The sequence below is a fragment of the Citrobacter sp. TBCS-14 genome, assembly GCF_005280805.1.
GTDB classification, from domain to species: Bacteria; Pseudomonadota; Gammaproteobacteria; order Enterobacterales; family Enterobacteriaceae; genus Citrobacter; species Citrobacter gillenii.
On sequence record NZ_SZWM01000164.1, the window covers coordinates 135,485 to 149,582 of the forward strand.

Annotated in this window: 10 protein-coding genes, 1 other RNA gene and 1 pseudogene; 7 read left to right on the forward strand and 5 right to left on the reverse strand. The window is 53.4% G+C overall.

Annotated elements, in window-relative coordinates:
* Nucleotides 1–193: 193 nt before the first annotated feature.
* Both FDX22_RS04380 and FDX22_RS04385 read right to left on the reverse strand, forming a co-directional pair.
* Nucleotides 194–1,405, reverse strand: coding sequence for an MFS transporter (locus FDX22_RS04380; protein WP_137400039.1), 1,212 nt, complete (start codon nt 1,403–1,405; stop codon nt 194–196).
* Nucleotides 1,406–1,452: 47 nt separating this feature from the next.
* Nucleotides 1,453–1,809: a YdiL family protein gene (locus FDX22_RS04385; RefSeq protein WP_146717030.1), complete on the reverse strand. Its 357-nt coding sequence runs from the start codon at nt 1,807–1,809 to the stop codon at nt 1,453–1,455.
* A 272-nt stretch (nt 1,810–2,081) separates the two neighbouring features.
* Between FDX22_RS04385 and FDX22_RS04390 the strand changes: the two are divergent.
* Nucleotides 2,082–4,457, forward strand: a pseudogene (locus FDX22_RS04390) (glycoside hydrolase family 3 N-terminal domain-containing protein).
* Between the two features lie 3 nt (nt 4,458–4,460).
* Here the strand turns inward: FDX22_RS04390 and rprA are convergent.
* Together rprA and ydiK are read right to left on the reverse strand one after the other, a co-directional pair.
* An RNA gene (gene rprA, locus FDX22_RS04395) (antisense sRNA RprA) lies at nt 4,461–4,568 on the reverse strand.
* 185 nt (nt 4,569–4,753) lie between these two features.
* Entirely contained in the window at nt 4,754–5,863 is a 1,110-nt protein-coding gene (ydiK, locus tag FDX22_RS04400) for an AI-2E family transporter YdiK (RefSeq protein WP_115258636.1), read from the reverse strand.
* Nucleotides 5,864–6,076: 213 nt separating this feature from the next.
* Here ydiK and FDX22_RS04405 point away from each other — a divergent pair, with 213 nt between their 5' ends.
* The 3 genes from FDX22_RS04405 (at nt 6,077) to FDX22_RS04415 (ending at nt 9,806) form a co-directional block, all read left to right on the forward strand.
* A complete protein-coding gene (locus tag FDX22_RS04405) occupies nt 6,077–9,133 on the forward strand; it encodes an FAD-binding and (Fe-S)-binding domain-containing protein (RefSeq protein WP_146716767.1) in 3,057 nt (1,018 codons plus the stop codon).
* Entirely contained in the window at nt 9,130–9,540 is a 411-nt protein-coding gene (menI, locus tag FDX22_RS04410) for a 1,4-dihydroxy-2-naphthoyl-CoA hydrolase (RefSeq protein WP_096757221.1), read from the forward strand. Before FDX22_RS04405 ends, menI begins: the two co-directional genes overlap by 4 nt.
* Before the next feature lie 77 nt (nt 9,541–9,617).
* Nucleotides 9,618–9,806 carry a YdiH family protein gene (locus FDX22_RS04415; RefSeq protein ID WP_135912127.1) on the forward strand — a complete coding sequence of 63 codons (189 nt, stop codon included), beginning with the start codon at nt 9,618–9,620 and terminating at the stop codon, nt 9,804–9,806.
* Between the two features lie 68 nt (nt 9,807–9,874).
* On the opposite strand, the gene FDX22_RS04420 is transcribed toward FDX22_RS04415, so the two are convergent.
* The gene (locus FDX22_RS04420; protein ID WP_146716768.1) at nt 9,875–10,726 is read right to left on the reverse strand and encodes a Vmh family MBL fold metallo-hydrolase; all 852 of its coding nucleotides are present in this window, start codon (nt 10,724–10,726) and stop codon (nt 9,875–9,877) included.
* A 122-nt stretch (nt 10,727–10,848) separates the two neighbouring features.
* Here FDX22_RS04420 and FDX22_RS04425 point away from each other — a divergent pair, with 122 nt between their 5' ends.
* The 3 genes from FDX22_RS04425 to sufB all read left to right on the forward strand — a co-directional run bounded on the left by FDX22_RS04425 (nt 10,849) and on the right by sufB (nt 14,087).
* A complete protein-coding gene (locus tag FDX22_RS04425) occupies nt 10,849–11,724 on the forward strand; it encodes a LysR family transcriptional regulator (protein WP_115258632.1) in 876 nt (291 codons plus the stop codon).
* A gap of 498 nt (nt 11,725–12,222) precedes the next feature.
* A complete protein-coding gene (gene sufA, locus FDX22_RS04430) occupies nt 12,223–12,591 on the forward strand; it encodes a Fe-S cluster assembly scaffold SufA (protein ID WP_135912125.1) in 369 nt (122 codons plus the stop codon).
* A gap of 8 nt (nt 12,592–12,599) precedes the next feature.
* Entirely contained in the window at nt 12,600–14,087 is a 1,488-nt protein-coding gene (sufB, locus tag FDX22_RS04435; RefSeq protein WP_146716769.1) for a Fe-S cluster assembly protein SufB, read from the forward strand.
* Nucleotides 14,088–14,098 lie beyond the last annotated feature (11 nt).

The following is a 14,098-nucleotide window of genomic DNA, read 5'->3' on the forward strand; positions in this document are numbered from 1 at the left end:
ATAATATTGATTGCGATGATGATGTCATTACTATACCGAGTGACGGATGCTGTACCTACATAGCATGACGCTTAAGTGACCAGGTATATTGCATAGCAAAGTGTGAAATTAATTCTTCCTGTTGCCGTTTTGCTGTTGTTTTAAATAGTCCGCAAATTATTTTGCAGACGGGGGGAACAATATTGCATCCGTGCTATTCGGCGAGTGGCGCCATTTTTAATGGATACTTTGTCGCCATGCGGCTGCGATAACCAATGAACAGTGCCAGCAAGAAGCCGATGGCAGCCATGCCGGTATCAAACCACATGATATGGGCAATGCTGGATTGTGAGAGTTTTGCCGTAATCAAGGGAATGGTGAAAGTGGCAATACTGCCCGCACTGTAATAGATCCCGGTGGCTTTCCCCTTGGCATGCGGGAAGCGCGCCGCCATCAGCGTTAGCCCGATTTGCACCACGCCGCCAGCAGATGAAAAACCGATGACAAAAGCAAACGCGATCACCACCGTTGGTGTAGGGTGCAGGCAGACCGCCAGCAGAGCAATAAACGAGATGAAGGTGTAAAGCATTAACAGCGTCGGTGCGCGTTCGGCCTTCCTCGCCAGCGGGGCGGTGATCAGCACGCACAGTAGCGAACCGCACGTGTAAACGCTCAACAGCTTGATGGATAACGTATAGGACATGCCAGCGACAAACTGACCGTACTGAGCCAGCCACTGGCTCACCAGGTAAAAGGTGGCCATTGAGATGTAGCCGTACAGGGTGTAGCTGCCAAGATCGATCAGGGAACAACGATGCGTAGCCATCGTTGTTTCGGGTGCTTCCTTGACGGTGGGTTGGCGTCCCGGATGCGCAGGAAATCGGCAGCGAAATAAAAATATGCCGTTGGAAATCATGATGCCTGCCGCCAGCAGGAAGGACCAGCCAAACCAACATTCACCCCACACCAACAGACTGATGAACATCGGCAACAGGAACTGGCCGCTGGAGACAAAGGCTTTAATCAGAATATTCGCGGTGCTGGGTGTGCGGGGAAATGCCTCCATCAGGCTGGGGTATGTTCCCGCATCGAGAAAACTGTTCGCCATCCCGGCTAAAAAACCAAACGCGTAGGCAATGTAAATATTGTGCGTATTGATAATACCCACGAAGAAACAGAGATAGCAGGTCATGCCGAGCAGGATAAACGGCCTGCGCCCATAGCGATCGGAGAGTAAACCCGCCAGTAATAAGACGCTTAATCGACCAATGCCGAGAGAAGAAATGACAATCGACACGCCTGCCGCATTGGTTTGCCACTGTTGTTCCAGTGAGGACATATTGAGGCTCATCAAAATGACCCCCATACCATGTACCAGATAATTAAGGTACAGCCCTATCGCAGTGGAGAAATAGGTATTTTTCATAATGTGTTACTCAGCGAAGAGGCTAAAGGGTGTGGCGTCGCGGTTTCCTAGCACAAACGCTCGAGGTCATGGGCAAAAAGTTCAACTGCCGTCGATTGATAAATTTTCCAGTCGAGGAAATTATCGTCGTGATAGACCGCCTGAAAAGACATCAGGTCGGGGAAAAAACGCATCGTATTATTACCAATACGATTGTTGATTTTTTCGATGATGGCATTAATTCGCAATTTGCGCTTTGCTTTCATTTCTGCACAGCGCTGTACAATGCTCTCTGGTATATCACGATCACCATTTTCCCATTGTTGCCAGGTGGTAACATTGCCATCACCCGCAATATAACTCGCACTTTCTTCAATCGATAGCGCAAAAAGGTGGCGGAATGCCTGCAATTCGAATGCGTTCATCATGTCATCACTTAATAAAAACGGTGGAGTAGTAATAACATTACTGTGGATATTTCAACTTGAAGAGAGTCACACTATCTTGTGCAATATTATTTGTTATTGATCTGTAAATACGACGGGCATTGGCCTTTCAGGTCGCGAGTAAATCACCCCTTGCGGCCGATCACATTAACTAAATAACGTAATTCCACTGGCTATTTCCGCAATTGTTCACGTTGTCGCGCCTCTTGATACTTGTCAGAGCAATGGTTGATGGAGAGAGGGGAGTTACAATGATGAGTATTTACAAGGATGCAAAACGGCCGGTGCACGAACGCGTGGCTGATTTGCTGGCGCGCATGACACCTGAAGAGAAGTTCGCGCAAATGCATGCTTACTGGTTGGTGCTATCTGAAAAGGGCGACCACCGGGAACGCAGCGACATGAGTGACGAGTTTGCCGGTGTGAGCGGTCAGGCAGCACTCACCGAGCGACTGAAAATGGGTGTTGGACAGATTACGCGCCCGCTGGGTACCCATATCGTTGAGGCAAAAACGGGCGTGCGGGCGGCGAATCGTTTACAAAAGATGTTAGTGGAAGAGACGCGACTGGGCATTCCCGCGCTGTTTCATGAGGAGTGCCTGGTGGGGTTGTTATGTAAAGATGCCACCCTGTTTCCCTCGTCGCTGAACTACGGTTCAACCTGGGATCCTGAACTGGTCAAGCGTGCCGCCAGGCAGATTGGCCTGGAGGCGCGTTCAACCGGATGCCGCCAGGGGCTGGCACCGGTGCTGGATGTCTCACGCGATGTCCGCTGGGGTAGGACGGAAGAAACCTTTGGTGAAGATCCATGGCTAGTGGGGGTAATGGCCTGTGCCTATGTGCAGGGCTTACAGGGCGAAAAACGCGATGTGCTGGCGACGCTGAAGCATTATGTCGGGCATTCGTTCAGCGAAGGTGCGCGCAACCATGCGCCCGTGCATCTGGGATTCTGTGAGCTTAACGATACCTTCCTGCTGCCGTTCGAGATGGCGGTTAAATTGGCCAATGCCGGATCGGTAATGCCTGCCTATCATGATATTGATAACCAGCCGGGGCACAGTGACAATTATCTGTTAACCACCGTTTTGCGCGAGCAATGGGGATTTGATGGGATTATTGTGGCGGATTACGGTGGTGTGAGTTTGCTGCATCAGCATCATGGCGTGTCGCATGATGCTGCGCAATCTGCAGCGCTGGCCTTTAATGCCGGGTTGGACGTTGAGTTGCCGAAAGACGACTGCGCCCGCCATTTAGCTACGGCGGTTGAGCGTCGACTGATGACCATGACCAAAGTCGATGAGATTGTCTCCCGCATCCTGACGGAGAAATTCCGTCTTGGCCTGTTCGAACAGCCGTATACCGATGTGTCCGCGATTGACCTACAGTCCGATGAGGCACGCAAGGCAGCGCGTGATGTTGCCACTAGCTCGATAACGCTACTGGAAAATAACGGTATTTTGCCGCTGCAGGGCAGACCGCGCGTTGCGGTGATCGGCCCCACGGCGGACGACCCGCTGGCGCTGCTCAGTGGTTACAGCTTCCCGGTGCATCTGATCATCAGCGATATGGCTGACAGCGCCGTGTAGGTGACGACCCCGCTGGCCGCGCTGCGCCACTATCTGGGCGATGACCATATCGACTATGCGAAGGGCTGTCATATCATAGAGAAACGGTTGGCGGGCGCACCGGTGTTTCCCGGTGACAGCAGTGGCAAACCGATGCAGTCCTCCCCGGTTTCCACTGACCAACGTTTGATTCCTGAAGCGGTTGCCGTCGCCCGTCGCAACGATGTGGCGGTGGTCTGTGTCGGCGATCTGGCCGGACTTTTCCAGAGCGGCACGGTGGGAGAAGGCTCGGATACAGACAGCCTCACTCTGCCGGGTGTACAGCAACAACTACTGGAGGCTCTGGTGGCGACGGGTAAACCGGTTGTTGTGGTGATGACAGGCGGTAGGCCATACAACCTGCAGGGGCTGGAGGACCATGTCGCCGGACTGTTAGTGGCCTGGGCGCCGGGTCAGGAAGGTGGCTGGGCTATTGCCGATGTGCTGACCGGACGGGCTGAGCCGCTGGGCAGGCTGGTGGTTAGCGTGCCGAAAAGCGCAGGTGCTATGCCCTATTACTACAATCACAAACTGAAAAGCGGCGGAACGCCGTTTGCATTCCACTTTGGATCCCGCTATCCCTTCGGCTACGGCAAAGGCTGGACCGATTTTGCCTGTGAGGAGGTAGCAGCGCTGGCGAAGGATGTCCCGGTGGAAGGCGAGATTGCTTTGCAGGTAACGTTAAGTAACCGTGGCGAGCGCAGGGGAAGTGAAGTGGTGCAGGTGTATGTCCACGATAAAGTGGCTTCGATGGTACGCCCCGTTAAAGAGCTGAAAGCGTTTCAGCGCCTCACGCTGGAGCCCGGTGCACGCGCGACGCTGACCTTTTATGTGCCGGTGGATATGCTTAACTTCACCCGCCGGGATGGCAAACGGGTGGTTGAACCTGGCGAGTTCGACCTGATGGTCGGGAATTCATCTGCGAACATCTGGGCGAGCACGACGGTCAATGTGGTTGGTACGCTACAGATTATGCCGAAGAAATGGCAGATGATGAGCCGTTGCGTGGTGAGCTGCGAGTAAATGTTAAAAAAAAGCCCATCGTGGGAGATGGGCAAAGACTACACACAGCAATTCGTTGTTTCACTCAGGGGATTTCCATGCTTATAAATCAATGTGTTGATCTAAAGCCTTGAGACAATAGTAGGCATGTCGATTTTTCACGTCGATCAGATTCATCTCAATAGTTTAAAAACTGTAAAGAAATTGCGACACAAATGAGGGTTTTAAGGCATGAGGCGTGGGATTGGGGCAATGAGTGCTAAAGCATCAATAAGCTGTGCTAAACAATCAGGCGGTGATGCCGCCTGATGTCAGGGTTATTTGTTGTTTTCGATTTCAGCGATTTCTTCGAGGATTTCGTCCGGATCGTTACCTGGAGCCGGGGCTTCGTTCACCCAAGCAGAGAACAGACGCCAGGATACCGCCAGGACCACTGGGCCGATAAACAAGCCAATCATGCCGAAGGCAATTAACCCGCCGATGACACCCGACAGGATGAGGATCAGCGGTAAATCGGCGCCCATACGAATCAGCATCGGGCGGATTACGTTATCCAGCGTGCCGACCACGGCACTCCAGACCAGCAGCACCGTGCCCCAGGTGGAGTCCCCCGTCCAGTACAGCCAGATAATGGCCGGGATCAGCACCGGTAGAGGACCCAACTGCACCAGGCAGGACAGGATCATCAACACCGCCAGCAGCGTGGCGTACGGCACACCCGTTACCGCCAAACCAATACCCCCGAGAACGGCCTGCACCAGTGCGGTGACGACCACACCCAATGCCACCGCGCGGATCGCTTGTGCCGCCAGCAAAATAGCAGCATCACCACGCTTAGAAGCCAGGCGACAGGCGAAGTGCCGAATCCCTAATGCCACCTGCTCGCCGCGCCAGTAGAGCAGGGCGCTGAACAGCAGCATCAGGCCACAGTGCATCATAAAGCGACCAATGTGCGCGGCCTGACCAACAAACCAGGTCGTTGTGGAACCGATATAAGGACGCACTTTGGCCATAATTGCCGCGCCGCCCATATCCAGCAGGCTGTGCCATGCGCCATAAATTTTGGCACCCACTAACGGAATACTGTTCAGCCACTCCAGGTCCGGCAAGGTCATATCGCCTGCGGTTACGGCATGGATCAACGGTCCGCTGCCATCAACAATACTGTTGACCAATAGCGCGATGGGAATGATAAACAAAAGGACCAGCAGCAGGGTCATTACCAGCACGGCCAGAGAACGGCGTCCCCATAACAATTTCTGTATGCGTAGCAAGATAGGCCAGGTCGCAATGACCACGGTTCCAGCCCACGCAAAACCAAGGATAAAGGGCTGCACTATCCACAAACAGGCCACAATCAGGATGGCTAAAAACAGCACCGAGAGCAGCACTTGTGCGATATCCCTGGGCTGACGGAAATTTACCATAAATACTTTTTCACCTTTTCTGTACGTCAGGACGTTGACGCGACGTGAACGCTAAAACCCCACCCTATAATGATGAGCAATTTCAGCGGTTTTTAACAGGCAGATTCTGCCTTTAAATCTGCCGGGCGTATTAGAAAAAAATGTGATACAACAAACAAAGCAACACGCAAACGATTAAATTCACAACACAGACCGCAGGAAAGGGTCACTATAATGATTCCACAAATTTCTCAGGCACCTGGTGTCGTTCAACTGGTGCTTAATTTTTTGCAGGCGCTGGAGCAGCAAGGGTTTACGGGCGACACGGCAACGAGCTATGCCGATCGCCTGACAATGTCGACAGATAACAGCATTTATCAGCTTCTTCCTGATGCCGTGGTTTTTCCCCGTTCAACGGCGGATGTGGCGCTGATCGCCCGTCTGGCGGCAGAACCTCTCTTTTCCTCGTTGATTTTTACCCCGCGCGGCGGCGGCACGGGTACCAATGGTCAGGCGCTGAATCAGGGCATTATCGTGGATATGTCCCGTTATATGAGCCGCATTATTGAAATCAATCCGCAGGAAGGTTGGGTACGGGTCGAAGCCGGGGTGATAAAAGACCAGCTTAACCAGTATCTAAAGCCGTACGGCTATTTCTTCGCACCAGAATTGTCGACCAGTAACCGGGCAACGCTTGGCGGGATGATCAACACCGATGCGTCCGGACAGGGCTCGCTGGTATACGGTAAAACCTCCGACCACGTACTGGGCGTACGTGCGGTACTGATGGGCGGCGATATCCTTGATACACAGCCGATGCCGGTGGAACTGGCTGAAATGCTCGGTAACACCAATACCACCATCGGGCGCATCTATAAGACCGTTTACCAGCGCTGTCGCGAAAATCGTCAGCTGATCGTGGATAAGTTTCCGAAGCTGAATCGGTTTTTAACCGGCTACGATCTGCGGCACGTCTTTAACGATGAGATGACCGAGTTTGATTTAACCCGCATCCTCACCGGTTCCGAGGGCACGCTGGCATTTATTACCGAGGCTCGCCTCGATATCACGCCATTGCCGAAAGTGCGGCGGCTGGTCAACGTCAAATATGACTCATTTGATTCCGCTTTGCGCAATGCCCCGGTAATGGTTGACGCGCGCGCGCTGTCGGTAGAAACCGTGGACTCCAGGGTGCTGAATCTGGCACGCGAAGACATTGTCTGGCATTCGGTTAGCGAACTGATTACCGATGTACCGAATAAAGAGATGTTGGGACTGAATATCGTCGAGTTTGCCGGTGACGACGAAGCATTGATTGATGAGCAGGTCAGCGCGTTGTGTGAACGCCTGGACGGTTTAATTGCCCGTCAGGAAGCTGGCGTTATTGGCTGGCAGCTGTGTACTGAGCTGGCGGGCGTGGAGCGTATCTACGCGATGCGCAAAAAAGCCGTCGGTCTGCTGGGTAATACAAAAGGGGCCGCCAAGCCGATTCCGTTCGCGGAGGATACCTGCGTACCGCCTGAGCATCTGGCGGATTATATCGCGGAGTTCCGCGCGCTGCTTGACGGCCACGGCCTGAGCTATGGCATGTTTGGTCACGTGGATGCCGGGGTGTTACACGTCAGGCCTGCGCTGGACATGTGCGATCCGCAGCAGGAAGTGCTGATGAAACGCATTTCTGATGACGTGGTGGCATTGACGGCAAAATACGGCGGCCTGCTGTGGGGCGAACACGGCAAAGGATTCCGCGCGGAGTACAGTCCGGCTTTCTTTGGCGATGAATTGTACGGTGAACTGCGCAAGGTTAAGTCGGCGTTTGATCCGCAAAACCGACTGAACCCTGGTAAAATATGCCCACCGGAAGGCGTCGATGCGCCGATGATGAAGGTCGATGCGGTTAAACGCGGTACCTACGATCGCCAGATCCCACTGGCCGTAAGGCAGGAGTGGCGTGGGGCGCTGGAGTGTAACGGCAACGGGTTATGTTTTAACTTCGATGCCAACAGCCCCATGTGCCCGTCGATGAAAATCAGCATGAACCGAATTCACTCCCCCAAAGGACGCGCAACGTTGGTACGGGAATGGTTACGCCTGCTGGCTGACCGCGGCATCGATCCGGTTCATCTGGAAAAAGAGTTACCGGAAAAAGGTGCCAGCTTGCGCACGTTAATTGCCCGCACGCGTAACAGCTGGCATGCGCGCAAGGGGGAGTACGATTTCTCGCACGAAGTCAAAGAGGCGATGTCCGGCTGTCTGGCATGTAAAGCGTGTTCCACGCAGTGCCCGATCAAAATTGACGTCCCGGAATTTCGCTCTCGCTTCCTGCAACTGTACCACACGCGCTATTTGCGCCCGCTGCGCGATCATATGGTGGCAACCGTCGAAAGCTATGCGCCGCTAATGGCGCGTGCGCCAAAAACATTCAACTTCTTCATTAACCAGCCGCTGGTGCGTACGCTGGCCAAAAAGCATATTGGCATGGTGGATTTGCCGCTACTGTCCGCGCCGTCGTTACAACGTCAGCTGGTCGGGCACCGCTCCGCCAATATGACGCTGGAACAGCTCGAGCTATTGAGTCAGGAACAGAAAGCCCGCACGGTGCTGGTGGTCCAGGATCCGTTCACCAGCTATTACGATGCGCAGGTGGTAGCTGATTTTATCCGCCTGGTGGAAAAACTCGGTTTACAGCCGGTCCTGCTACCGTTCTCGCCTAATGGCAAGGCGCAGCACATTAAGGGTTTCTTAAACCGTTTTGCCAAAACGGCGAAAAAGACCTCTGAATTTCTCAATCGGGTGGCGACGTTGAACATCCCAATGGTCGGCGTCGATCCGGCGCTGGTATTGTGCTATCGCGATGAATACAAGCTGGCGCTTGGCGAGCAGCGTGGAGACTTCCATGTACTGTTGGTGAACGAGTGGCTGTCAACCGTCCTGGCCTCTCAGCAGCCTGCTGCTGTTGCGGGTGAGCCGTGGTATTTCTTTGGACACTGCACCGAAGTAACGGCCCTGCCGGGTGCGCCAGCGCAGTGGGCGGCCATTTTTGCCAAATTTGGCGCGCAGCTGGAAAACGTCAGTGTCGGGTGCTGCGGCATGGCGGGCACGTACGGTCATGAAGTGAAGAATCACCAGAACTCGCTGGGCATCTATGAGCTATCATGGCATCAGGCGATGCAGAGACTACCGCGCAATCGCTGTCTGGCTGCGGGATATTCTTGTCGCAGCCAGGTGAAACGCGTGGAAGGCACGGGCGTTCGCCACCCATTACAGGCACTGCTGGAGATTATTGGATGATCTGGAAACGTGAAGTTTCACTCGAGGCGCTCAATGCCATGGGTGAGGGAAATATGGTTGGTCTGCTTGATATTCGTTTTGAGCACATTGGTGACGATACGCTGGAAGCCACAATGCCGGTGGATCACCGGACCAAACAGCCTTTTGGCCTGTTACACGGTGGCGCGTCGGTGGTGCTGGCCGAAAGCATTGGCTCGGTGGCCGGCTATTTATGCACTCAAGGTGATCAAAAAGTGGTGGGTCTTGAGGTCAATGCCAACCATATCCGTTCCGCGCGGGAAGGGCGAGTGAGAGGGGTGTGCAGCGCGCTGCATACCGGTTCTCGCCATCAGGTCTGGCAAATCGAAATCTTCGATGAACAGGGACGGTTGTGCTGTACCTCGCGTCTGACGACCGCTATTTTGTGACGCATGTTGCGTTTGGTCATTATCTGCGCAGGGAAAGGTGCTATACTGTGCAGGTTTTGAACACAAGCGAGGATGATATGTCTACCCAATTAGACCCGGCCCAACTGGCAATAGAATTTATACGTCGTGATAACAGCGATCTTTCACCGGCTCAGTACCTGAAAAGACTGAAACAATTAGAGCTGGAGTTTGCTGATTTACTGGCGCTTTCTTCGACTGAACTCAAAGAAGAAATCTATTTTGCCTGGCGGCACGGCGTTCATTGATTCCAGTATGCTTATCGTGATGAAAACCCCGACACCTGTTCGGGGTTATTTTTTGCCTTAAATCGGGTTTACCATTTCATCTCCCCGGTATTGACCTTCGCACTCAGCTCCAGCGAGCTGTCGTCCGCAAGTCCTGGCCATGCCGCCTTCATCGTTTTAATCACATATGCAGACCCTTTTTTTGCGCCCAGCGCCTGCTCAAAAGCGTGCAAGTAATCACCGGTGAAGCGGATCGCTTGATCGCCTGCCGGGCGTTCGCCGATGTAGTGACCGGGGATCACCTCGGTTGGGCGTAAGGTTTGCATTTCGCTCAGCACGTTGCGCCATGCGCGACGCTGTTCAGGAGACTGTGTGTCCGCAGTCCAGACATGAATACCGGAAGCCACGCCGGTGCCGCCGAGGATCGCCCGGTTAGCCGGGATCCAGACATAGGCCGCGTAATCATTTGAGCGGCGCAGTTCCAGCGTTTCACCATCAATGGTAAAGCGTGTCTGCGTCGTGACCTGTGGCACGATGAGCGTCGTTGGTGCGCCGTCTTTCATCTGCGGGCCCCAAAACTGCAGTTTGGCATCTTTGGTAGCACGAATGTGCTCCACGACGTGCGGTGTTGCCAAAATCTTTACCTCGGGAAAGGCGTTAACAATCGGCTGCAGACCAAAATAAAAATCCGGATCGCCAGAGGTGATCACGATGGCCTGCAGTTTTTTGCCGCTGTCGCGAATCATCTGCACCAGCTTTTCACCGTCTTTGGTGCTGAATTGCGCATCAAATAAAATGGCCTCTTTCGGGCCGGACACCAGCGTTGAGGATACCGGGAAAATAGCTTTTTCCTGGGGATTGTAGACGTCAAGCTGGAGTGGCGCGGCGAATACCGGCGAGGCAAACAGAGGTAACAGCAGGGCCAGGGCGTTCACTTTCATGGGGGATAACCTTTTGCAGATGAAATGTCTTTTTCTTGTTCTTTATTTTACGGATATTTGGATCTGTTAGAATTCCTCTATCAGGACATGCTGAGTTTCATAAAACGATCGGATGGGATGCAATGGACAGAGTCATGGCGGCAACGGTGTTTAACCACATCTGCGATTTGGGCAGCCTGAGCGCCGCAGCGCGCGCGCTGGGGCTTTCCCGTCCGATGGTCAGTCGCTACCTCGACGAGATGGAAAAATGGGCGGGTGCAAGGTTAATCCACCGTTCATCGCGTCGGCTGACCATTACGCCCGCAGGGGAAGAGGCGTTAGTGAAGACGCGCTCGCTGGCGCAGCTGTCGCTGGATATCAGCGCCGCCAGCGCAGCAGAGATTCCTTCCGGCACGCTACGTGTGGCTTGCGCGCATTTTACTGCGATGCATATTTTGGCGCCGGTACTGCCCGTTTTTCTGGCGCGTTTCCCTGAACTGCGCATTGAGGTTGAGATTAACAATCAACCGGTGAGCCTGGTCGGTGAACGTATTGATGCGGCGATCCGCATTACGGATAATCCTGAACCGGGTACTATCGCCCGTCGTCTGGGTGACTGTGAGTCGGTGTTATGCGCCTCTGCGGACTACCTGCGCCAGCATGGCATTCCGCAAACCCTGGACTGTCTCGCCCAGCATAATTGCCTTTACTACAGCGGGTTTGCCGGAAAATCATGGCACTTTGATGATGAGCAGGGCAACGCTGTATCGGTGGCGATAAAGGGAAATCTCAGCGCGGGGATCTCTGCGCTATTATGTGAGTCGGCGCTGGCTGGTATGGGTATTGCGCTGGTGCCGGAACAAGAGGCGCGTGAAGGGCTGGCACGCGGCCAGTTGATCCGGCTTTTGCCCCAACTCAAGCCGCGACGTCTGCCAATTTACGGCTTATACCTGTCTCGTGAGCATCAACCGGCAGGGCTGCGTCTGCTATTGGATGCCCTGCATGAGATTCTGGTCTGAATATGTGAGCTGCGTCTGCCTGTAAATCAGACAAACCGCAGTTTGTGTTAAAAACACGGCGTCAGGTCGTGAGACTATTCTTATCGCCCCTTCAAGAGCTAAGCCATCGTGAGTGCCGGAGATAAGCGCCGGATGGGGTCGGAACCCTTAAGCCTGCTAATAGAGCAGCCTTAAGGGTTTTTTTATTGTCTGTCTGCGCTGTTTTGCACGCGGTTACCTCTATTTCTCCGTCTTTCCCCTATCTCTTAAATAGACATTTTCTATACATCTTTTTGCGTTTTACCTTGCTGAACGATTAACGGTTTGTAACCCATTATTTATCAAAGCATTGAACAAAATAATCGCTCTCTGTAAACCCTCGCCGCAGGGTCTATGCTTAATAAAAGTAACCAAAAAAGGCGGTTAACCCGAATGCCCCTGCTGATCAGGGGTTGAAGTGATAATCATTATCACTAACATGGTGTTGTAGCGTGCAGGTTAATGACTCGAGGTAACCCTATGGAATTGCATTCAGGAACATTTAATCCGAACGATTTTGCATGGCGTGGGTTGACGTTAACGTCAGCCGCAGCGGCGCATATTCGTGAGCTGGTGGCGAAACAGCCCGATATGCTGGGCGTGCGGTTAGGCGTGAAGCAAACAGGATGTGCGGGGTTTGGCTATGTGCTGGATACCGTCAGCCAACCGGAAAAAGACGATCTGGTGTTCGAAACCGATGGCGCCAGGCTGTATGTGCCGTTACAGGCGATGCCGTTTATTGACGGAACCGAAGTCGATTTTGTTCGTGAAGGATTAAATCAGTTATTTAAATTTCATAACCCGAAAGCCCAGAACGAATGCGGCTGTGGCGAAAGTTTTGGGGTATAGGCGGTACTATGTCGCGTAACACTGAAGCAACTGACGATGTCAACACCTGGGCTGGCGGACACCTCAATTATAAAGAGGGATTCTTCACCCAACTAAAAACTGATGAACTGGCGAAGGGCATCAATGAAGAAGTCGTGCGGGCGATTTCCGCGAAACGCAACGAACCGGACTGGATGCTGGCATTTCGCCTGGATGCGTTTAAGGCGTGGCTGACGATGGAGGAGCCGCACTGGTTAAAAGCGCATTACGATAAGCTGAATTATCAGGATTACAGCTATTACTCCGCACCTTCCTGCGGTAACTGCGATGAGACCTGCGCCTCCGAGCCGGGAGCGGTACAGCAAACGGGCGCGAATGCGTTTTTAAGTAAAGAGGTTGAGGACGCTTTCGAACAACTTGGCGTGCCGGTACGTGAAGGGCGAGAAGTGGCGGTCGATGCCATTTTTGACTCGGTATCGGTGGCGACCACCTATCGTGAAAAGCTGGCGGAGCAAGGCATTATTTTCTGCTCGTTCGGTGAGGCCATTCATGATCACCCGGAACTGGTGAAAAAATATCTCGGCACGGTGGTGCCGGGCAACGACAATTTCTTTGCCGCGCTGAATGCGGCGGTTGCCTCAGACGGTACGTTTATCTATGTGCCGAAAGGCGTACGCTGCCCAATGGAGCTTTCCACCTATTTTCGTATTAATGCGGAAAAAACCGGGCAATTTGAACGCACTATCCTGGTGGCGGATGAAGGCAGCTACGTCAGCTACATTGAAGGATGTTCTGCTCCGGTGCGCGACAGCTATCAGCTGCACGCGGCGGTGGTGGAAGTGATCATCCACAAAGATGCTGAAGTGAAATACTCGACGGTGCAAAACTGGTACCCTGGCGATGGCAACACCGGCGGCATTCTGAACTTCGTGACCAAACGTGCACTGTGTGAAGGCGAAAACAGCAAAATGTCGTGGACCCAGTCGGAAACTGGCTCGGCCATCACCTGGAAATACCCCAGCTGTATTTTGCGCGGCGATAACTCCATCGGCGAATTCTACTCCGTTGCGTTGACCAGCGGTCATCAGCAGGCCGATACCGGCACCAAGATGATCCACATCGGCAAGAACACCAAATCGACCATTATCTCGAAAGGGATCTCCGCCGGGCACAGCCAGAACAGCTATCGCGGCCTGGTAAAAATCATGCCGACGGCCACCAACGCCCGTAACTATACCCAGTGTGACTCGATGCTGATTGGTGCGGACTGCGGGGCGCACACCTTCCCGTACGTAGAGTGTCGCAACAACAGCGCCCAGCTTGAACACGAAGCCACCACCTCACGTATTGGTGAAGACCAGCTGTTCTACTGTCTGCAGCGCGGTATCAGCGAAGAAGACGCCATCTCGATGATCGTCAACGGGTTCTGTAAAGACGTGTTCTCTGAACTGCCGCTGGAGTTCGCTGTTGAAGCGCAAAAACTTCTCGCCATCAGCCTTGAACACAGCGTCGGTTAAAATTTAAGGAA

Coding starts and splice junctions, on each gene's coding strand:
- FDX22_RS04380 (WP_137400039.1), bottom strand. CDS start 1,405: ATGAAAAATACCTATTTCTCCACTGCGATAGGGCTGTACCTTAATTAT.
- FDX22_RS04385 (WP_146717030.1), bottom strand. CDS start 1,809: ATGAACGCATTCGAATTGCAGGCATTCCGCCACCTTTTTGCGCTATCG.
- ydiK (WP_115258636.1), bottom strand. CDS start 5,863: ATGGTAAATTTCCGTCAGCCCAGGGATATCGCACAAGTGCTGCTCTCG.
- FDX22_RS04405 (WP_146716767.1), top strand. CDS start 6,077: ATGATTCCACAAATTTCTCAGGCACCTGGTGTCGTTCAACTGGTGCTT.
- menI (WP_096757221.1), top strand. CDS start 9,130: ATGATCTGGAAACGTGAAGTTTCACTCGAGGCGCTCAATGCCATGGGT.
- FDX22_RS04415 (WP_135912127.1), top strand. CDS start 9,618: ATGTCTACCCAATTAGACCCGGCCCAACTGGCAATAGAATTTATACGT.
- FDX22_RS04420 (WP_146716768.1), bottom strand. CDS start 10,726: ATGAAAGTGAACGCCCTGGCCCTGCTGTTACCTCTGTTTGCCTCGCCG.
- FDX22_RS04425 (WP_115258632.1), top strand. CDS start 10,849: ATGGACAGAGTCATGGCGGCAACGGTGTTTAACCACATCTGCGATTTG.
- sufA (WP_135912125.1), top strand. CDS start 12,223: ATGGAATTGCATTCAGGAACATTTAATCCGAACGATTTTGCATGGCGT.
- sufB (WP_146716769.1), top strand. CDS start 12,600: ATGTCGCGTAACACTGAAGCAACTGACGATGTCAACACCTGGGCTGGC.